Origin of the sequence: Nocardia sp. Root136, assembly GCF_001427185.1 — a bacterium.
Classification (GTDB): Bacteria; Actinomycetota; Actinomycetes; order Mycobacteriales; family Mycobacteriaceae; genus Nocardia; species Nocardia salmonicida.
Map to the genome: position 1 here is coordinate 2,438,645 of NZ_LMFE01000001.1, position 19,787 is coordinate 2,458,431.

The following is a 19,787-nucleotide window of genomic DNA, read 5'->3' on the forward strand; positions in this document are numbered from 1 at the left end:
CGTCGAAGTAGCAGTAGAGGACCGGTCATGACAGGCAGTAGTTCTCGCATCATTTCGATCGTCGTGCTGGTGTGGTTGCTGATCGGAGTACTGGCCGCGGGTCAACGCGGTTACTACACCGAACGCGATCAGAACTGTGCGACCCTCGGCACCATCGCGGTGACCCTGATCGCGGGCCCACTGAACTATGTGGGCGCCAATCCGAAGGTCGATGACTGCGAGCTACCCCAGCCGAGTTGATGGATACCGCCGTGGCCGAATATTCGGCCACGGCGTTAATCCGTCAGTCCGGTCGACTCTCGCCGACCTCCAACTCGGCCAACCCGACCACGATCACCAATCCGGTGACCACCAACGACACCGTCGCGATCAACGGCAGCAGCAATTGCACCGGAGTGACACCGTCCACCACCGTCATCGGGTCACCGTGGTGCACGCGCATGGCTGCCATCGCCGTGTAGTGCGTGCCGCACACCGCGATTCCCATGACCAGCGCGGCGCCTGTTGTCATCAGCAGGCCGCGCACGTGCAGCATGAACCACAGCGCCACCGTGGCCGCGACCACGGCGATCACGATCGACATCGCCATCAGCGCGGGCTCGTATTCGATGACGGCTCTGGCGCGTATCGCCCACATCCCCAGGTAGTGCATGGCGGCCACGCCCAGCCCGGTGATCGCGCCGCCGAAGGGCAGTGTCACCCACTCGTTGCCACCACCGGTGACGATAGTGAGCCCGATCAGCACCACCACGATCGCGATCACCGCACTGACCAGCGTCAACGGCACGTCGTAGCGGATGGGCGCCCCGCCGATGCTGAACCCGAGCATGGCCGTGAAGTGCGTGACCCAGATGGCCGCTCCGCCCAGCCCCACGGCCGCGGCGATGAGCCAACCGAGCGGCGCCGACGACGCTTTGGCGTGCACCGCGCACCGTAGCCCCAATACCGAACCGATGAACGACAGGCCGAAGGCCAGCACCGGATTCATCCAGCCATTATTGAAGTGCTCGATATGAAGCACGCGCTTTTCCCCTGATCTACGCATTCAGTTAATCGGTAGAGACTAAACCAATTACGCAGATCGAACACGGCGACAGAGAATTCCTCGCGACTATTTCAGCGCGAAATACTCGCTATCGAGAAATACGGACCGGTCGGAATTCCGGTGAGTCATTCATTCTGCGAACGCGCACGAATCAAAGCGGCCAGCCGATCGAGGGATTCCTGGTTACGCGCCGAGAAGAGCAGATCCTGCGCCACTCCGGGAATCAACTGAGCGGGTCCGCTCCCGGCGCGTTCGACCATCCGGATCGTGGTGTGCCCCGGGGATTGTTCGACGAGCGTGAGCGTGATCAACGCCGAACCGACCGACCACAGCCGCGCCTCCAACTCGAGCCGGTGCGGCGGGTCGATCGCGCGCACCACCGTCGTATCGCTGATCAGCACCGGCCACAGCCCGAAGCGGTAGTGGATGCGGCTGCCGATGGCAGGCCAGCCGGGGTCGACCTCGCGGATATGCGAGGCGCCGACCACCCAGCTCGCGTAGAGCCAGCCGTCGGCCAGGGTCGCGAACGCCCTCTCCGGCCGCACGGGGACGGTCACTTGGGCTGTCAGCACGTCTGATTTCCTCGTCCGTCGCGGGAGTCCGGTCACCACAGCCTAATTGGCGCAGCGCTCCTCTCCCCGCGTACCGCCGCGGCGTTCGCGGCGGCACGCCCCCTTGTGTCGGCGCCCCCGCCGGAGGTGTTCGCGACGGCCCGGCGGGTTCGGCACGCCGAACCCGCGACGATGCGGGGAAATTGCTGTCCACCGTTTCGACGTGGGATCGTTCCCTTATGTCCACCGAAGAAACCCGGCTCGGCGACCCGCCGAACCCTGCCGACAAGGCGGCCGAACGCACCGTGTTCGGTCACCCCATCGGGCTGACCAACCTGTTCGGCGTCGAGCTGTGGGAGCGTTTCTCCTTCTACGGCATGCTCACCATCCTGGGCTACTACCTCTACTACTCCACCACCGAGGGCGGCCTCGGCATCGCCCAGAGCACCGCGCTCGGCATCGTCGGCGCGTACGGCGGCCTGGTATACCTGTCCACCGTGCTCGGCGGCTGGATTGCCGACCGGGTGCTGGGGATGGAGCGGACGGTCTTCTACGGCGGTGTCGTGGTCGTGGCCGGACACCTCGCGCTGGCGGTGTTGCCCGGCTTGACCGGCGTCGGCGTCGGCCTGGTGCTCGTCGCGCTCGGCAGTGGTGGGTTGAAGGCGAACGCGTCGTCGTTGCTCGGCACTCTCTACGCGCCCACCGACGCGCGGGTCGACGGCGGATTCACGCTGTTCTATCTCGGCATCAATATCGGTGCGTTCTGCGGCCCGCTGCTCACCGGCCTGTTGCAGCGCGAGTGGGGATTCCACGTGGCTTTCGGCGCCGCGGCGATCGGTATGTCGCTCGGTCTGGCCCAGTACGTGATCTTCCGTCGCAACCTGGGCACCCACGGGCGCGAGGTGCCCAATCCCATCACCCGTCGCGAGCTCACCCCGGTACTGATCGGCGTCGCCGTCGCGGCCGTCGTGGTGCTGGTGGCCGTGCTGACGAAGCTGATCACCCTCGAGAATCTCTCCGACGTCACCACCGGCGTCATCGTGGTCGCCTCGGTCGTGTATTTCGCGGTGATGCTGCGCAGCGCCAAGGTGACGCACGTGGAGCGGACGAGGGTGGTCGCGTTCATCCCACTGTTCATCGCCAACGCGGTGTTCTGGTCGCTGTTCCAGCAGATGTTCACCATGCTCGCGGTCTATTCCGACGAGCGCGTCGACTGGCGGATCTTCGGCTGGGAGGCCCCGGCGAGCTGGATCGGTTCGGTCGAGCCGGTGTGGATCATCGCGCTCTCGCCGCTGTTCGCGCTGATGTGGACCAAACTCGGCAATCGCGCGCCGAGCACGCCGATCAAGTTCGCGCTCGGCGTGATCGGGATGGGCATCGCGTTCTGGTTGTTCGCGCTGCTCAGCGGTTTCGACGGCAAGACCGTGCCGGTGCTCGCGGTCTTCTTGATCCTCGGTGGCTTCGCGGTCTCGGAACTGCTGCTCTCGCCGATCGGTCTCGCGGTGACCACCCATCTCGCGCCCGCCGCGTTCCGCTCGCAGATGATGGCCCTGTATTTCTTCTCCGTCGGCATCGGCACGTCGATGGCCGGCACGCTCGCCCGCTTCTACAGCCCCGACAGCGAGACGGCCTACTTCGGGTTCAGCGGCGCCGCGGCCATCGTGGCCGGTCTCGTCGTTGTCGCGTGCTCGCCCTGGATCAAGCGCCGCATGCAGGGCGTGCACTGACCTGATTTCCGGGTAATCCCCGATTACGTTTTTCGCAGCAGAAGGAGATATACCGTGCCGACACCGCAGGACGCTCCAGGCGTGGGCCGATCGCCCAGCCGCTGGGGCGGGTTGTTCCGCACCAAATCCGTCGAACAGTCGATTCTCGATACCGATGATCCCGATTCCAAACTCCGCAAAGATCTGACGGCCTGGGATCTCACGATCTTCGGTGTCGCGGTTGTCGTCGGCGCGGGCATCTTCACGCTCACCGCGCGAACCGCGGGCAATGTGGCCGGGCCTTCGGTCTCGCTGGCATTCGTTTTCGCGGCGATAGCGTGTGGTCTCACCGCGGTTTGTTATGCGGAATTCGCTTCGACCGTGCCCGTTGCCGGTAGTGCCTATACCTATTCCTATGCCACCTTCGGGGAACTGGTGGCGTGGATCATCGGCTGGGACCTGATCTTGGAATTCGCGCTCGCCGCGTCGGTGGTCGCGAAAGGCTGGTCGCAGTATCTCGGCACGGTATTCGGATTCGATTCCGCCACTGTGCAATTAGGTTCGATCACCTTCGACTGGGGCGCGGTGTTACTGCTCGCCGCGCTCGGTGTGCTGCTCGCCATCGGCACCAAGGTGTCCTCGCGGGTGTCGGCGGTCGCCGTGGCGATCAAGCTCGCGGTCATCGCGCTGGTGCTCGTTCTCGGCATCACCTATTTCAAGGCGTCCAATCTGAGCCCCTACATCCCGCCGTCGCAGCCCGCCGAGGAAAGCGCCAGTGGTCTGCACCAGACGCTGTTCCAATTCATCACCGGCGCGGGTGACACCAACTTCGGCTGGTACGGCCTGCTCGCCGCGGCCAGCATCGTGTTCTTCGCGTTCATCGGTTTCGACGTGGTGGCCACCGCCGCCGAGGAGACCAAGAACCCGCAGAAGGCGGTGCCGCGCGGCATCCTGGGTTCGCTGCTGATCGTCACCGTGCTCTACGTGGCGGTGACGCTGGTGCTCACCGGCATGGTGCCCTACACCGATCTGTCCGGCGAGAATGCCACGCTGGCAACGGCATTCCAGATCCTCGGCGTGGACTGGGCAAAGAACGTCATCTCCATCGGCGCCCTGGCCGGCCTCACCACCGTGGTGATGGTGCTGTTCCTCGGGCAGACCCGCGTGCTGTTCGCGATGTCGCGCGACGGCCTGCTGCCCCGCGGACTCGCCCACACCGGCAAGCGCGGCACGCCGGTGCGGCTCACCGCCATCGTCGGCGTGATCTGCTGCGTGCTGGCCGGTTTCGTCGACTTCGGCACGCTGGAGGAAATGGTGAACATCGGCACGCTGTTCGCCTTCGTGCTGGTCTCGGTCGGCGTCATCGTGCTGCGCCGCACCCGCCCCGACCTGCCCCGCGGCTTCCGCGTCCCGCTGGTCCCCTTCATCCCCATCCTGGCCGTCGCGGCCTGCCTGTGGCTGATGGTGAACCTCTCGGTGGAAACCTGGCTGCGCTTCGTGATCTGGATGGCCATCGGCTTCGCCGTCTACTTCGCCTATGGCCGTCGACACTCCGTCCTCGGCAAAAAGAGCGCGAGTGCAGACTGACCAGCACCTTCGATGACATGATCGGTCCCGGCGTGGTCTGTTCCGACACGCCGGGCCGACCTTGTCGACCAACAGGATTCCGGTACACCCGTACGATTCGCTACGCTATCCGGGACGCCCCTATAGCCCAATTGGCAGAGGCAGCGGACTTAAAATCCGCACAGTCAGGGTTCGAGTCCCTGTGGGGGCACTCTTCATCGCAGGTCGCGGGCGTTATCCGCGCTTCTTTCCCGGTCAACTGGCCGCTCAGTCCGCAGGGAGTCCGCAGCGGCAACCGGATGGTAGAGGTCAGCCGCCGAACTGACCCCTGACCACTTCGAAGAGGGCTAGCCGACTGCTACCCGCCAGCCGTTTCCGTCACGCTTGCAGGTGTAGTTGGGGACGTTGATGTCGCCCTGCGAAATACGCTCGTCGACCTTGCGCTTCGCGGCAGCTTGGCAATCCTTGAGGTTTGCGTACTGCGCCGCCTGCGCCGCGGGCGCCATGGCGACCATGGTCCCCGTGGCGAGCGCGCCCATCAGCAGTCCTGTAACAATCTTCTTCAATTCAGATCTCCCCTGGTGTGGATGACTTCGCCCCTTGGGGGCCTTGACACCCATGAAATTAGAGAGCGCTGCATACGGTCGACATGCTAAATCCTTAAGGCGCCGGCCACGGTGCGATGGGTATTGCACTGTGCTCCAACGGCTTACACGGCAACCGCCTCGATGTCGGGCTCTCCGCCTGCAGGAAGCGAGGCGGATCACTCTGGGGTTCGGTGGGGTCTCGGCGTAGGTTCATCGGTAGGTGAATCGTCGGCACGAAGGGGTGTTATCGATGCGGGTGGTCAAGCGGGTTCGGGGATACGCCGAGGTCATCGGGCAGGCTCGGCGTAATCGGGGGGATCTGGTGGGGTGGCTCGGGCGGCGGCCGCAGATCGCGGCGGCGACGCTGACCTATGAGACGGCGTTGTTGTTCAGTAACAAGCTGGATCCTCGGCTCAAGGAGTTGGCCGAGCTCAAGACGGCGGGGCTGGTGGCGTGTCAGTTCTGTCTCGATATCGGGTCGGCGCTGGCGCATACGGCGGGGCTGACCGAGCAGCAGCTCGTCGATCTGCCTCGGTATCGGACCAGTGATGCCTATACCGAGTTGGAGAAGCTGGTGATCGCGTTCGCCGAGGCGATGACGGTTACTCCCGCGGTCGATATCGACGAATTGCGTGACACGCTGCTCACGCACCTGTCGAAGGCGCAGCTGGCCGAGTTGGCGGCGAGCATCGCGTGGGAGAACCAACGGGCCAGGCTCAATCAGGGTCTCGGTGTGCAGCCGACAGGGATGGCCGACGGGCTGGCATGCGCGATGCCGGAACCACGACGAGCGCCGTAGAACGGCGGCGACCGGACACACCGTCGACGGTCCACCGCTACGTGGCGTGGAGCGCTGCCATGGGGTGCACTATGTTGGTCGCGAGCCGACCACGGTGACGTGGGCGCGCGGGATTCTTCGATAGTTCGCCAGTTCGAGCTCAGCGAGGGGATCGTCATGCATTCGGTCGGTGCTGTGATAGTTCGCGTCTGTTGTGTGGTGGCTACGGTGCTGGCCGCGGTGGGGTTCGCCGCGCCCGCCTCCGCGAATCCGCCGGACTCGGCGCTGTGCGCGTGGCGGTTCATGTCCAACAGCACCGTGCTGAATGTGGCTTTCCCCGATGCGAATTCGACGTATTGGCTGATGCCCTATGCACTGGGGCCGGGCGACTCGATCGAGTTGTCCGGTACCTATCCGGCCGCTCGGTATTTCTCGGTGAACACCTACGGGACCGACCTCGACACCGTGGACACGTTGCGCGACGACCAGATCACCGCCGACCCGGGCAGTGCCAATCCGTTCGTCGACGCCGCCGCCGCGTCACTGCCCGCCTCGCAGCGGCGCTGGCACGCCACGTTGGTCAACGGTCCGGCCGACCACAGCCGCAACGAGATTCAGGCTGTCGCCAACGGTCAGAGCACGCCGATCGGCTTCGTCATCGTCCGTGTCTATGTTCCGACCGACCCGGCTTCGCTCAGTGGCGGCGTCCCACTGCCCGATGTGAAGCTCTCGATCGCGGGCGCCGACGTGCCTGCCCAACCGTGCGCGCAGCCCTTCGACCCGGCTTCGTACAGCGGTCCCGTCGCCGACGCGGCCAAGTCCGCCTTCGACCGGGCGATCGCCGGAGCGGCTGCGGGCGCGTTCCCCGGCAACACGCCGGAGGCGACGTTCAGCAACCCGGCGAGCACCTCCGGACTCTTCCCTAACGGCGACAACAAATACATCGGAACGCGGATCAGCTATCAGCCCGGACGCCTGCTGGTGGTGCGTGGCAAGGCGCCGATATTCCCGAATACCCGTGCGGGACAATCACCTACGGATCCGAGCCAGCAGGTGCGGTATTGGTCGATGTGCCAGAACGACCTGCGCTCGCCCTACCCCGTTGTCGCCTGCGCGGCCGACTTCCAGACCGCGATCGACGGGTCCGGCTACTACACCTACGTGGTCGCAGCACCCGCGGACGTGCCCTCGAATCTCGACCCGAGCGTGACGGTGATTCCCTGGGGCAGTACCGATGTGGACAAGGTGCTGTTCCTGCGGAACATGACCCCGAGCGCGGCGTTCTATCCGAATTCGATCCAGGCGTCCCAGGACTCCGGCGACGACCCGGCTATCACAATGGGCCCGTACTACCCTAGAACCGCTTATTGCAGCACCGAAACGTTCGCTACCGGCGGCACCGAAGCGTGCCTCAACGCCTGAGGGGCTACGCGCAGTCCGGGGCGGGGGCGTCCACGAAAAGGGGTTCATTCGCGAGGTTGACATACGCGACGTACAGCTCGGCGGGCTCGTTGCCGAGGTTGCGGCCTACATGGACATGGTCAGGGCCCACGGTCTCCGACAATCCCTGGCCCGCGGAGTACGTGGTCGGCACGCAGTCTGTCTCGTATCGAGTCACCTGACCCGCCGTGATCACCGCGAGCACAGTGCCGTCGTGGTAGTGCCAGCCGAGGGTGCCCCCGGGCGCGATGGTGATCCGCCGGAAGGTGAACTTGCTCGGCAAGGAGGCGAAGGGGCTGAATGCGCTGACATCGACCTGGGTCAGCGGTTCGACGGTCACACCGGAGGCCGGGGTGGCCGAAGTCGACGGCGCGAGGGCGACGACCGCGGCGACGACCACCGCGGCGCCGGCACAAGCATTCCGGTGGATTCGCATCTTCGTAGTATACGAGCGAACTACCTGTACGAATAGCTGGAAATAAACTCGCTTACCCGGCGGTCAACCCCTTGGCGATGTGGGTTACCTGGATTTCGTTGCTGCCCGCGTAGATCATCAGCGACTTGGCGTCGCGGGCCAATTGTTCGACCTTGTACTCGGCCATGTACCCGTTGCCGCCGAACAGCTGCACGGCCTCCATCGCGACCTCGGTGGCGGCGCGAGAGGAGTAGAGCTTCATCGCCGAGGCCTCGGCGAGGGTCACCTTGTCGCCGGCGGCGGTGCGCTCGATGGCGTTGAAGACCATGTTCTGCACGTTGATTCGCGCGATCTCCATCTCGGCGAGCTTGAGCTGGATGAGCTGGAACTGCGCGATCTCCTTGCCCCACAGCGTGCGGGACTTGGCGTAATCGACGCACAGGCGGTGACATTCGTTGATGATGCCCAGCGCGAGGGAGGCGATGCCGATGCGTTCGGCCGCGAAAGACTCCTTGGCACTATCTTTTCCGTCACCCTTGGCCGGGTTCTCCGTTTCGCCGAGCAGCCGGTCGGGGGTGATGCGGACGTTCTCGAAGAACAGTTCGCCGGTGGGCGAGGAGTTCATGCCCATCTTCTTGAACGGGGGGCTCTGTACGAAACCGGGCATGCCCTTGTCCAGCACGAACGGCAGCACTTTGCGGTCGCGGCGGTCGGTGCCGTCACCTTCGTCCAGCTTGGCGTAGACGACGGTGACGTCGGCGTACGGACCGTTGGTGATGAACGTCTTGCGACCGTTCAGGATGTAGTCTTCGCCGTCACGGCGCACATAGGACTTCATGCCGCCGAACGCGTCGGAGCCCGAATCGGGTTCGGTGATGGCCCAGGCGCCGACCTTGGCCATGGTGACCAGTTCGGGCAGCCAGCGCTTCTTCTGCGCCAGGGTGCCGCGACTGCGGATGGTGCCAACGGTGAGACCGAGGCTCACCCCCATGGAGGCCACCAGCCCGAGGCTGACGCCGGCGAGCTCACTGTTGAGGACTACGCCCATGCTGCCCGCACCGCTGAAACCGCCGCCTGACTTACCGGAGCCGGTGGTACCGGCCTCTTCGCGGGCGAGTGCCTTCTCCAGCCCGTCACGCGCCATCTCGTCCAGCCCGAAGGTGGCGTACAGCTTGCGGATGATGTCGAACGGCGGCAGCGCGCCGCTCTCCAGCTGGTCGACGTGCGGGGTGACCTCCTTGGCGATGAAGCCGCGCACAGCGTCGCGGAACATCAGGTCTTCGTCTGACCACTGGTACATATCTGGACTCCCGAGGGATCGCCGGAACTTTCCCTCAAATATAGAACACGTTCTAGTTCGGCGAGACGAAGGTGCGGGTGATGACCGGGGCGACGAACTCCTCGAGCATGGCCCGTTCGTCGGCGGCATCGCGGCCGGGAGCCGACAGCAGCGAGACGATGACGCGGGTGAGCCAGCGGGCCAGCCTGCTGCGTTCCGGGTCGGTCAGGCCCGCGGGGCCGAAGATGGTCGCGGCCAGGGATTCGATGACGTCGGAGTCCTGGCTGATGCGACCCGCCGTGCCGGAGTCGGCGGGGCGGAACCAGGCGATGAGCAGGGGGTTGGCGCGGACCTCCTCGACCGCGCCGAGCATCGCGGCGATGATGCGTTCCCCCGGGTCGGCGATGTCGCGGAACCGTTCGTCGAGCTGGGCGACGATGCGACGGGTCTCGCGGTGCACGAACGCCAGACGCACCGCGTGCCGGTTGTCGAAGTAGCGGTACAGCGTGGCGCGGGAGCAACCTGCGGCCTTGGCGATTTCGGCCATGCCGACCGCGGCCACCCCGTGCTCGGCGAACAGTTCGGCGGCCGCGTCGATGATGCGTTCGGCGGCCAGGTCCGCCCGATCGGCGCCGAGCCAGTCACCGCTCATGCTGTTTCCCCGCGGCATGCTCGGGCGCCCTGCGTGGTTACGCGGGCTACCGCCTCCGGGCGCTGACCGCTCATGCCGAGCCCTCCGCGCGGAACGGCACCGAGACCGGCCAGCGCACATAATTGCCCTGCGACCACTGCACCGCGTCGAGGTCGACGGTGAAGTCGGGGCAGCGGGTGAGCAGTTCCTCGAGTGCGACGCGCGCCTGCATGCGGGCGGCGGCCGCGCCGAGGCAGTGGTGGTGGCCGTGACTGAAGCTGAGGATGCGCTTGGGGTTGCGCCGGATATCGAGTTCGGCTGCGGTGGGGCCGAATTCGCGTTCGTCGCGGTTGCCCGAACCGTAGAGCAACAGCACGCGGCGGCCCTCGGGGATGATGGTGTCGTGCAGTTCGACATCGCGGGTGGTGGTGCGGGCCAGGCCCTGCACCGGTGAGGTCATCCGGAGGAACTCCTCGATGGAGTCCGGGATGAGCGAGGGATCGTCGATGAGCAGCTGCCGCTGGTCGGGGGCGGCGGTGAGCAACTGGACCGCACCGCCGAGATTGCCGGTGGTGGTGTCGTTGCCGCCGGTGATCATCGTGAACGCGAAGCCGAGGATCGCGACCAGGCCCTCGTTGTCGCCGTCGGCGCCGAGACCGGAGGCCAGCAGGTGCGAAATGGTGTCGTCGCCCGGCTCGACGCGGCGGCGGGCGATCAATTCACTGAAATAGCCGACCATTTCGCCCACCGCGGTGAAGGCGTTCTGGTCGCCCGCGGCAAGCCCGGCCCCCGCGACCGCGCCGCCGACGATGTTCTCGGTCCACGCGTCGAACTTCTCGTGATCCTGTTCCGGTACACCGAGATAGTGGGCGACCACCATGGTGGGCAGCGGCTTGAACAGGTCCTTGACGATGTCGCCCCCACCCGCCGCACGTAGCCGCTCGATGCGTTCGACGATGAACCTCCGCACGGCGGGCTCGACCGAATTCACCTGGCACGGAGTGAATCCCGGTGACACCCGACGCCGGAAATCGGTGTGCTCCGGCGGGTCCATGAAGACGAACGGCTTGACCGCGCCGAACCCGGCGGCGACCAGGTCGACATAGTCGACGGTCAGTCCCGACGCGGAGGAGAAGGTCGCGGGGTCACGCGCCGCCATCCACACGTCGGCATGCCGGGACAACACGTAGAAGTCGTTGTCCTCCTGCCCGGCGGGGATCACACGGTGAACAGGGTCGTGATCACGCAGTGCGGAATACATGGACCAGGGATCGCGCCAAGTGTCTCCGGAGCGAAGTTCGAACCGCACCGAATGAGACGTCGCTGTGCTCATGACTCCATAGTGAGACATATGAACTGTTTTGTCTAGAGGCGCTGGCTCCCCTTCTTGGTAACCGCAGGTCGAACGCTTGCGCGCTACCGTGGACTGATGAGCAGTCGACAAGTCTCCGGGGGCGTGGTGCACGAGTTGCCCGCCGATCTGCGTGCGGCTCTGCTCGCCAACTCCGTAGCGCTCGATGCCTGGCAGGACATCACGCCGCTGGCCCGCAACGAGTTCATCTGCTGGGTCGAGGACGCGAAGCAGAACGCGACTCGTGAACGGCGGATCCGGCGCACCCAGGAGGAGCTGGAAGAAGGGCAACGGCGGCCGTGCTGCTGGCCGGGGTGCAAGCATCGCGAACGCACCGGCAGCTGAGGCCACCGGCATAAACCTGTTGCTCGGCGTCGGTGAGGTGTGGCCTGCTTACGGGGATGAAGAGGCAACGCCCGGGCAACGCCCGATCCGTCAGTGACGGCCTGAAACTGCACCGGCATGTGGTGCGGTCGGTCGATGGCGTGCGGACGGTGATCGCACTGCGGCCGGGGACGCACGCCCGGTTCAGCACCAATCGGTTTCATGAGACGTGGCATGTGTTGAGCGATGATCACGGAGCTCGGTTGTTGAGTCGGTTGCTGTGGGGGCTGTCGTATCAGGCTCGGCCGGGCACCGTGCTGGTGATCGATCGGGAGTTCCTGATGCCGACCCCGTTCGACGCGGACCCGGCCGACCCCATCGTGCTGGTGCCGGAGTGGTGCACCCGGCTCGATGAGCATGGCGCGGCGCAGTTGAAAGCGCGGTTGCCGCTGCGGAATTCAGCGGGAACGGTGCGGTGGCAGACGTTCGGATTGGATCGCACCCTGGAGCCGCGAGCCTTCGCCGCGTGGTGCGCCGAGCGCCGGTACCGCCGCGACGCGAGTCATATCTCCCGGCGACGCGGGCTGCTCGTACTCACGGCGCGCACACCCGAGGACTGCCGCCAGTGGGCGCTCGACGCGGCTCGCCTCGACACGACGCGATTCGGCACCGACCATGTCTATCTCGACGAATGGGATCACGGGCACGACGGGGAGATCCAGATCTTCCGGCGATTCCGTCCGATGGTCGGCATCGCCGAACAGGCCCGCGCACAGGTGCTTTCGCGCACGGATGCACCATCGGCACCGCGTGCGCTCCGCGAGGCCGTGTGGGATGAAGCCGAGAGCGTGCGGGGTGACGCGCATCTGCGCGTGCGTGGATGGTCCGGGAACGCGCCCGCGCTCGGTGCGGCCGCCGCCGAGATGCTCGCCCACGCCGACGTGCGTTCGCTCGACGATCTCGCCGAAATCGGCGCTGTCGAGGCTTACCGACGACTGCGCGCGGCCGAGGTGAACGGCTTGGACCTGGAGATGCTGTGGGCGATGGAAGGCGCGCTCACCTACCGTGATCGCCGGTTGATCGGTGCCGCACGTCGGCGTGAGTTGATCGCCCAACTCGGCCCGGCCCCCGCCGCCGCCGCACCAGTCAGGCGGCGTCGGCGTTACCGCGCGCCGGTGCGGTCATCGCATGCCGTCACCGTGAGCGCGAGGCGCTGAACCCAGCCTCCGGGGCGAACATCAGGCCGCGGCGTTGACGATCGACATGGCGATGCCGTCGAGGATGTCGTGTTCGCTGACGATGAGTTCGGAAACTCCCGCGCGCTCGGACAGTTCGTCGGCGAGAACCTCGGTGATCACCGCGCCGCCGCCGATCACGTCGACCCGGCCCGGATGCATCGGTCCGAGGGCGGCGCGTTCGTCGTGGTTCATGCCGATCAAGCGGTCGCAGACCTGGTGGACTTCGGCGAGACTCAGACGGGTGAGATGTACTCGCGCGGAGTCGTATTCGGGGAGGTCGAGGGCGACGGCGGTGATCGTGGTCATCGTGCCTGCCACGCCGACCCAGGTGTGTACCTTGTCGACAGGAACCTTCGCGAAGGCCTCGTCGAGCTTCTGCTGGGCGAATTCCCGTGCGGCAGCCACCTGGTCGGCGGTGGGCGGGTTGCCCGCCAGACAACGCTCAGTGATGCGGACACAGCCGATATCCGCGGAATAGGCTGCCTGGACGCCGTTTTCATCGCCGACGACCAGCTCGGTCGAGCCGCCGCCGAGGTCGACCACGACGAAAGGTCCTGCATCAGCTGACAATTCACCGACGGCACCGGCGAAGGACAGCCGTGCTTCTTCGTCGCCGGTGATCACTTCGGCGACCGCGTCGGGCACTACGCGGCCGAGTTCGGTGCGGGTCATCGAGAAGAAGTCGTCGCGGTTGGCGGCGTCACGGGTGGCGGAGGTGGCGACCATGCGCACGCGCGAAACACCCTGCGCCACCATCACATCGACGTAATCGGACAGCGCGAGGCGCGTGCGTTCGATGGCTTCGGGCGCGAGACGGCCGGTGGCGTCCACCCCCTGGCCGAGGCGCACGATGCGCATCTCCCGGTGCACGTCGGTGAGTCCGCCGTCGGCCCCCACCTCGGCGATCAGCAGGCGGATCGAGTTGGTGCCGCAGTCGACTGCGGCGATGCGCTCACTCATGGTGTCCTCCAGAGGTCTCGACCCGCGCACGGGCACTGACCGCGATTATGCCTGTTCGTCGGGTGTGCTCGTGGCAGGCCAGTCGGCGGGGATCGCGGTACCGCGGAAACCGGCGTCGGCGGCGAGGGCGACGGCCTCGTCCCCGAAGGGGTTCAGACCGGGCCCCTTGGCGAGCGAATGCGCGATCAGCACATGCAGGCACTTCACCCGGTCGGGCATCCCGCCACCGGTGAAATCGGTGCCGAGCGACTCGATTTCATCGCGTTCGGCCAGGTAGCTCTCGTGCGCGCGCCGGTAGGCGGCGGCCAGTTCGGGATCGGTGGCGAGGCGTTCGGTCATCTCGCGCATCACCCCGGCCGATTCCTGCCTGCTCGCCTCGGCGGTGAGCCGGGGGTCGGTCAGGTAGTAGAGCGTGGGGAACGGGGTGCCGTCGGGCAGGCGTGGCGCGGTCTTCACCACGGCGGGCAGGCCGTCGGGGGTACGGTAGGCGACTTCGAGCACGCCGCGAGGCTCGCGACCCAACTGCTTCGCGATGATCTCGAGGTCGTCGGCGTTCGGTGTCGTCACCGTGGTCCTTCCGGGGCTGGTTCGGAGATGCTGCGCCACAGGTCGGTGTACCAGGGGTCGGGCGCCGCTGTTCGGGTGCTCATCGGCGGCGGCGCTGGTGCCTCGATGCCGGGAATCTGCACGATGTAGGGGGTTTCGCCGGGCATCACCAGGCGCAGGCGGTCGCGCGCTTCGGATCGGATGTAGGCCGGATCCTGTTGTTGCGCACGACGATTACGCAGGTCGGCCAGGTCGGCTTCGAGTTCGGTCCGCTGCTTGGCCAGTGCCACGGCTTCGGCGCGCTGACTGAAGTAGGTGCGCGTCGGCACGGCCAAGGTCAGCGCGAGACCGCACAGCACCGCCGCCAGGATCACCGCTTTACCGGTCGAGAGACCGAGGATGGTGTGCTCGCTGCGTTCCAGCTTGCCGCTGGACTTACGGGTAGCACCCGCGGGTTGCGGGTGCCGCCGCGTCGGGCGCTTGGCCGCGGTGGGGCGGCCGGGCGTGTCGAGGCTGGGGCGGGAGCGCGCGGCCCGCGACGTGCGCCGGTCACCTCGTCCACCTGGACTGGTCCCACGCGCACGTCGCTCGGTCATTCGCTACCGCCCCTGCACTGCCTTCAGAATTCGCCGGTGAAACGCGGGAAGGCCACGTCACCCGCGTAGCGTGCCGAATCACCGAGGGCGTCCTCGATGCGCAGCAGCTGGTTGTACTTGGCGACCCGCTCGGAGCGCGCGGGGGCACCGGTCTTGATCTGGCCCGAACCGACGGCGACCGCGAGGTCGGCGATGGTGGTGTCCTCGGTTTCGCCCGAACGGTGCGACATCATGGTCTTGTAACCGTTGCGGTGCGCCAGCTCGACGGCGTCGAGGGTCTCGGTCAGCGTGCCGATCTGGTTGACCTTCACCAGCAGCGCGTTGGCCGCGCCCTTGGCGATGCCCTCTTCGAGGCGCTCGGGGTTGGTGACGAACAGGTCGTCACCGACCAGCTGCACCTTGTCGCCGATGGCGTCGGTCAGCGCGACCCAGCCGTCCCAGTCGTCTTCCGACAGCGGGTCCTCGATGGAGACCAGCGGGTACCGGGTGAGCAGATCCGCGTAGAACTCGCCCATCTCGGCGGCCGTGCGGACCTTGCCCTCGAACTTGTAACCCTCGCCCTCGGTGTAGAACTCGGTGGCGGCCACGTCGAGCGCCAGCGCCACATCGGTGCCGAGCTTGTAGCCCGCGCGCTCGATGGCGACGCTGATCAGGTCGAGAGCCTCCACGGTGCCCGCGACGTCGGGGGCGAAGCCGCCCTCGTCACCGAGACCGGTGGACAGGCCCTTCTCCTTCAGCACGGCCTTGAGCGAGTGGTACACCTCGGTGCCCCAGCGCAGTGCCTCGCGGAAGGTGGGCGCGCCGATCGGGGCGACCATGAATTCCTGCACGTCCACGCCGGTGTCGGCGTGCGCGCCACCGTTGAGGATGTTCATCATCGGGACCGGCAGCACGTGGGCGTTCGGGCCGCCCAGGTAGCGGAACAGCTCGAGGCCCGAGGACTCGGCGGCACCACGTGCCACGGCCAGCGATACACCGAGCAGGGCGTTCGCGCCGAGGCGGGACTTGTCGGGGGTGCCGTCCAGATCCAGCAGGACCTGATCGACGGTGCGCTGCTCCACGGCGTCGAGGCCGATGATGGCGGGCGCGATCTCGTCGAGGACGCCCTCGACAGCCTTGGTCACACCCTTGCCGCCGTAGCGGTCGCCGCCGTCACGCAGCTCGACGGCCTCGTGCTCGCCGGTGGACGCACCGGAAGGTACGTCTGCCCTGGTCAGGGTGCCGTCGTCGAGGGCGATCTCGACCTCGACAGTGGGATTGCCGCGCGAATCCAGAATCTCGCGAGCTCCGACCTGTTCGATAATGGCCACGAAAACTGCTCCTTACGACGGAAGGCACGGTAGGTATCACGGGAAAGGGCCGTGCGGTGCCGAGCCTATCGTCTCGGCGGAGTGTGGAGTAACCGGCACTCCGGGCCGTGCGCAACTACACGCGGCGGCCGATGCTGTATATGGCGGCGCGATCGCGCACCACATGCATGTATTTGTTCGACTGGTTGTAGGCGAACAGGGCGCGCTGCCAGCCGTCGGCCGAGGTCAGATCGCCGCCGCGGGTGCAGAGGTAGCGGGCGGCGGTGAGGGCGGCGTCGTCGATGTTCTGCGGGTCGGCCACGCCGTCGCCGTTGGCGTCGACGCCCCAGCGCTTCCAGGTTTCGGGGATGAACTGCAGCGGGCCCACCGCGCGGTCGTAGGTGGTGTCGCCGTCGAGGCTGCCGCCGTCGGTGTCGCGGATGTCGGCGTTGCCCTTGGTGCCGTCGAGGGCGACGCCGATGATCGCCGGGCGAACCGTCCCGTCGGCGTCGACGCCCGCGCCGCGATGGGTGCCGTGCCCGCTCTCCACGCTGGCGATGCCGGCGATGGTGGTCCAGGCGATCCCGCATTCGGGCTTCGACTTCGCCAGCACGGCGGCGGCGTAGCCGTAGGCCTCCAGCGCGACCGGCTCGATGCCGATCGCCCCGGACTGCTCGTCGGCCCAGCCGCGCAACTGCTCGGCCGCGCGGCCGGGTGCGTCGACATCGATCACGGGCAGCGCGACTCCCGGCCCCGGCGGCATGTCATCGGGGATCGACGCGAGCGAACTGCACCCCGATAAGAGGGCGGTGATCGCCACCGCGGCGAGTACGCCGACCTTCTGCACTGACATCTGTTCAATCATCCAGATCCAGCAGTGTTCGTGCACATCTCACAGGGAGTTCTCAGCTCCGTGTCCCCGCGATTCCGGCCGGACCGAGGCGGTTGTCCGGGCGGTGTCAGCCGAGTAGCGCGGCGGTGGCTCGGTGGGTCGGGGTGGTGAGAACTGTTTCGGGGGTGCCTGATTCGACTATTCGGCCGTGGTCGAGGACGAGGAGGTCGGTGCAGTGGCCACGGACCAGGGTCATGTCGTGGCTGATCAGGATGACCGCGGTGCCGTGGTCGGCGCGGAGGCGGTCGAGCAGGGACATGATGGCGGCGGCGGTGTCGGTGTCGAGGGCGGTGGTGATCTCGTCGCAGATCAGGACCGCTGGGTCGGCGGCGAGGGCGCGGGCCAGGGCGACCCGTTGGCGTTGGCCGCCGGAGAGTTGGTGGGGGCGGCGGTCGGCGAGGTCGGCGGGGAGGTCGACGGCGGCGAGAAGGGCGGTGACGCGGGGGTGGATTTCGGGTCTGGGGACGCGTGCGATGCGACGCAGGGGGCGTGCCAGGGTCTGCTCGACGGTGCGTCGGGGGTTCAACGCGGCCCGAGGGTTCTGGGGGACGAATTGAATACCGTTGGCGCCAAAGCGGATTCGCCGCCGACTTCCCACCGGAACCCGCACACCATCTACCTCCAGCGATCCGATGGCATCGGCGTGCAAACCCGCGATCACCCGTGCGAGGGTGGTCTTTCCCGCCCCGGAAGGACCGACGACAGCAAGGGCAGCACCTGCGGGCAGGCTGAAACCGATGTTCTCGAGCACCCTGTGGCCGCCCGCGTCGGCGTGGATCGCCTTGGTGCGCAAGGCAATCTCCGCCGGGCCGGTTCGAGATGCCGTCCTGCTCCCCGGAACCTCGCCCGACAAGTCGGTGCGCATGTCGGCGATGCGGTCGGTGCCGGAGACCGAGGCCCGTACCGAACTCCGGGCCGACAGGCGAGCATCCTCGACGGAATCAGCTACCGCAACAGCGACATTCATCGACCTGTCGCCGGGCGGGTGGAGTTCGATCACGGTGTCGGCGATGGCCGTGATCGCCTCGGTGTCGTGGCCGGAGAGGAGGACGGTGGTGTGGTTCTCGGTGGCGAGGGTCGAGATCAGCTGGGCTATTTCGGTGCGAAGAGTGCCGTGCAGGCCCGCGAGTGGTTCGTCGAGTACGAGGATTCGGGGGCGGCGCAGGATGGCACGGGCCAGGGCGACACGACGTTGCTGGCCGCCGGAGAGCCGAGCGCAGCGGCGGCGGAGATGGGCGGGGTCGAGGCCCACTTGTTCGAGGACGGCCAGGCGGTCGGCGGCGGAGGCGCCGGGCGCCGCCTCGGCCAGGACTGCCCGGACGCGAAGCAGCGGGTTGAGTTCGGAGCCGGGATCCTGGCCGACATAGGCGATCTGCCCACGGCGGAAAGCGCGCAGCGCGCCCGCGTCGAGCGCGAACACATCGTGTCCCGCGACGAGCACCGCGCCCTGCCTACTGGCACCGGCGGGCAGATGTCCGAGCAGCGCACGCATCGCCGTCGACTTCCCCGACCCCGACGCCCCGGTGAGCGCGGTGACCGTCCCCGATGTCAACCGAAACGACACCGGCGCCAGCAACACCGCCCCACTGTCGGCAACGACGCTGAGCCCGTCTACCACCGCCGCGTCCCCTGAATCCACCACGGAGATCCCACATACCCCGGCCCTCCCCGAATCCCTCAGCCGCCCAGCATCTCCTGATCCTCCAGCAACGTTTACGCCCCCGAGGGCTCCCCCGCTGAGTGCGCCCCTCTCAGCTCTCGGCCTCGAGACCTCGACCGCGTCGAGCGCATCCGAGGTTTTCGCGGTCCGGCGATTCCTCGGCCCACTCGTCACCACCAAATTCACACCGACCGCCACGATGGCGATGGCAGTGCTCGGCGCCAGCACCGCCCAGGGGTTCAGCAGCAGCCCGGAGGCATTGTCGCGGACCATGATCGCCCAGTTGTCGGGGTCGAGGGCGGAGACGCCGAGGAAGGCGATGGTGCTGACGAGGTAGACGGCGACGACGAAGCGCAGGCCGAGCTGGGTGGTGAAGACAGCGCGCAGGTTGGGCAGGATTTCGCGAAAGACCAGGTGCGACAGCGACTCTCCGCTGGCGACGGCGGATTCGACGTATCCGGAGGCAGCGATGGTCGAGGCGGAGGCCGCGAAGATTCTGGCGCAGTAGGGAACTCCGAAGAGCAGGGAAACGGCGACCAGCGCGGTGACGCCGCCCTGTGGCCATGCGGTGAGTACGAGCAGGATGCCGAGGACAGCGGGCAGCAGGATGACCAAGTCGCCGCAGAGTTCGATGACCTTGCCCGCGCGCGGGCGCACGGCCGCGACGGCGCCGAGGACGGCCGACAGCACGGTCACCGCCACCGCGATCACCGCGGAGACGGCCAGCAGCTGCGTGCCGCCGGTGAGCAGGTGACTGAGCACATCGCGGCCGAGCCGATCCGTCCCGAGCAGCGCGTCCCCACCCGGCTGCGCGAACGGCATCCCGACGGCCTTCTCCCCCGGATGGGGCGCGAAGAGCGGCCCGGCCACCGCGAGCAGCACAACCAGCCCCACACCACCCGCCATCGAATACCGCCACCACCTGGACATCCG

Annotated in this window: 20 protein-coding genes and 1 tRNA gene; 8 read left to right on the forward strand and 13 right to left on the reverse strand. The window is 67.0% G+C overall.

Features of this window, described 5'->3' with window-relative positions; all coding sequences use genetic code 11:
- Positions 1 to 27 precede the first annotated feature (27 nt).
- On the forward strand, positions 28 to 240 hold the full coding sequence (locus ASD42_RS11305; protein ID WP_056813745.1) for a hypothetical protein: 213 nt from the start codon (positions 28 to 30) through the stop codon (positions 238 to 240).
- Between the two features lie 43 nt (positions 241 to 283).
- On the opposite strand, the gene ASD42_RS11310 is transcribed toward ASD42_RS11305, so the two are convergent.
- Together ASD42_RS11310 and ASD42_RS11315 are read right to left on the reverse strand one after the other, a co-directional pair.
- Positions 284 to 988: an MHYT domain-containing protein gene (locus tag ASD42_RS11310; RefSeq protein WP_235569378.1), complete on the reverse strand. Its 705-nt coding sequence runs from the start codon at positions 986 to 988 to the stop codon at positions 284 to 286.
- A 182-nt stretch (positions 989 to 1,170) separates the two neighbouring features.
- Positions 1,171 to 1,617, reverse strand: a complete 447-nt coding sequence (locus tag ASD42_RS11315; protein WP_056813751.1) for an SRPBCC family protein — start codon at positions 1,615 to 1,617, stop codon at positions 1,171 to 1,173.
- Positions 1,618 to 1,835: 218 nt separating this feature from the next.
- Between ASD42_RS11315 and ASD42_RS11320 the strand changes: the two genes are divergently transcribed.
- From ASD42_RS11320 to ASD42_RS11330, 3 genes are all read left to right on the forward strand, one after another.
- Positions 1,836 to 3,323 (forward strand): peptide MFS transporter, encoded by a 1,488-nt coding sequence (locus ASD42_RS11320; RefSeq protein ID WP_056813754.1) that lies wholly within the window; start codon positions 1,836 to 1,838, stop codon positions 3,321 to 3,323.
- Between the two features lie 54 nt (positions 3,324 to 3,377).
- Positions 3,378 to 4,889, forward strand: coding sequence for an APC family permease (locus tag ASD42_RS11325; protein ID WP_056813758.1), 1,512 nt, complete (start codon positions 3,378 to 3,380; stop codon positions 4,887 to 4,889).
- 116 nt (positions 4,890 to 5,005) lie between these two features.
- Positions 5,006 to 5,079: transfer RNA gene (locus tag ASD42_RS11330), tRNA-Leu, on the forward strand.
- Positions 5,080 to 5,215: 136 nt separating this feature from the next.
- Here ASD42_RS11330 and ASD42_RS11335 read toward each other — a convergent pair.
- Positions 5,216 to 5,434 (reverse strand): hypothetical protein, encoded by a 219-nt coding sequence (locus ASD42_RS11335; RefSeq protein WP_131816976.1) that lies wholly within the window; start codon positions 5,432 to 5,434, stop codon positions 5,216 to 5,218.
- 271 nt (positions 5,435 to 5,705) lie between these two features.
- Between ASD42_RS11335 and ASD42_RS11340 the strand changes: the two genes are divergently transcribed.
- Positions 5,706 to 6,254, forward strand: a complete 549-nt coding sequence (locus tag ASD42_RS11340; protein ID WP_056813764.1) for a carboxymuconolactone decarboxylase family protein — start codon at positions 5,706 to 5,708, stop codon at positions 6,252 to 6,254.
- Positions 6,255 to 6,410: 156 nt separating this feature from the next.
- On the forward strand, positions 6,411 to 7,655 hold the full coding sequence (locus ASD42_RS11345) for a hypothetical protein (protein ID WP_056813766.1): 1,245 nt from the start codon (positions 6,411 to 6,413) through the stop codon (positions 7,653 to 7,655).
- Positions 7,656 to 7,659: 4 nt separating this feature from the next.
- Here ASD42_RS11345 and ASD42_RS11350 read toward each other — a convergent pair whose 3' ends face one another.
- From ASD42_RS11350 to ASD42_RS11365, 4 genes are all read right to left on the reverse strand, one after another.
- Entirely contained in the window at positions 7,660 to 8,109 is a 450-nt protein-coding gene (locus ASD42_RS11350) for a cupin domain-containing protein (RefSeq protein WP_056813768.1), read from the reverse strand.
- 52 nt (positions 8,110 to 8,161) lie between these two features.
- On the reverse strand, positions 8,162 to 9,388 hold the full coding sequence (locus tag ASD42_RS11355) for an acyl-CoA dehydrogenase family protein (protein WP_056813771.1): 1,227 nt from the start codon (positions 9,386 to 9,388) through the stop codon (positions 8,162 to 8,164).
- 52 nt (positions 9,389 to 9,440) lie between these two features.
- Positions 9,441 to 10,019, reverse strand: a complete 579-nt coding sequence (locus tag ASD42_RS11360; RefSeq protein WP_056813773.1) for a TetR/AcrR family transcriptional regulator — start codon at positions 10,017 to 10,019, stop codon at positions 9,441 to 9,443.
- A gap of 70 nt (positions 10,020 to 10,089) precedes the next feature.
- Positions 10,090 to 11,331 carry a cytochrome P450 gene (locus ASD42_RS11365; protein ID WP_056813776.1) on the reverse strand — a complete coding sequence of 414 codons (1,242 nt, stop codon included), beginning with the start codon at positions 11,329 to 11,331 and terminating at the stop codon, positions 10,090 to 10,092.
- 96 nt (positions 11,332 to 11,427) lie between these two features.
- On the opposite strand from ASD42_RS11365, the gene ASD42_RS11370 reads away from it, so the two are divergent.
- The gene (locus ASD42_RS11370; RefSeq protein WP_056813779.1) at positions 11,428 to 11,694 is read left to right on the forward strand and encodes a YdeI/OmpD-associated family protein; all 267 of its coding nucleotides are present in this window, start codon (positions 11,428 to 11,430) and stop codon (positions 11,692 to 11,694) included.
- A 245-nt stretch (positions 11,695 to 11,939) separates the two neighbouring features.
- On the forward strand, positions 11,940 to 12,890 hold the full coding sequence (locus ASD42_RS11375) for a TfoX/Sxy family DNA transformation protein (protein WP_162256201.1): 951 nt from the start codon (positions 11,940 to 11,942) through the stop codon (positions 12,888 to 12,890).
- Positions 12,891 to 12,911: 21 nt separating this feature from the next.
- Here the strand turns inward: ASD42_RS11375 and ASD42_RS11380 are convergent, their stop codons facing one another.
- The 6 genes from ASD42_RS11380 to ASD42_RS11405 all read right to left on the reverse strand — a co-directional run bounded on the left by ASD42_RS11380 (position 12,912) and on the right by ASD42_RS11405 (position 19,784).
- Positions 12,912 to 13,871 (reverse strand): Ppx/GppA phosphatase family protein, encoded by a 960-nt coding sequence (locus ASD42_RS11380; RefSeq protein ID WP_056813787.1) that lies wholly within the window; start codon positions 13,869 to 13,871, stop codon positions 12,912 to 12,914.
- A 45-nt stretch (positions 13,872 to 13,916) separates the two neighbouring features.
- On the reverse strand, positions 13,917 to 14,438 hold the full coding sequence (locus tag ASD42_RS11385) for a DUF501 domain-containing protein (RefSeq protein ID WP_056813790.1): 522 nt from the start codon (positions 14,436 to 14,438) through the stop codon (positions 13,917 to 13,919).
- Entirely contained in the window at positions 14,435 to 15,013 is a 579-nt protein-coding gene (locus tag ASD42_RS11390; protein WP_056813793.1) for an FtsB family cell division protein, read from the reverse strand. Before ASD42_RS11390 ends, ASD42_RS11385 begins: the two co-directional genes overlap by 4 nt.
- A 23-nt stretch (positions 15,014 to 15,036) precedes the next feature.
- The gene (gene eno / locus ASD42_RS11395; RefSeq protein WP_056813794.1) at positions 15,037 to 16,323 is read right to left on the reverse strand and encodes a phosphopyruvate hydratase; all 1,287 of its coding nucleotides are present in this window, start codon (positions 16,321 to 16,323) and stop codon (positions 15,037 to 15,039) included.
- A 115-nt stretch (positions 16,324 to 16,438) separates the two neighbouring features.
- A complete protein-coding gene (locus tag ASD42_RS11400; protein ID WP_056816074.1) occupies positions 16,439 to 17,155 on the reverse strand; it encodes a lytic transglycosylase domain-containing protein in 717 nt (238 codons plus the stop codon).
- Positions 17,156 to 17,261: 106 nt separating this feature from the next.
- Complete coding sequence (locus ASD42_RS11405; protein WP_156677426.1) at positions 17,262 to 19,784, reverse strand: ABC transporter ATP-binding protein/permease; 2,523 nt, start codon at positions 19,782 to 19,784, stop codon at positions 17,262 to 17,264.
- Positions 19,785 to 19,787: the final 3 nt, after the last annotated feature.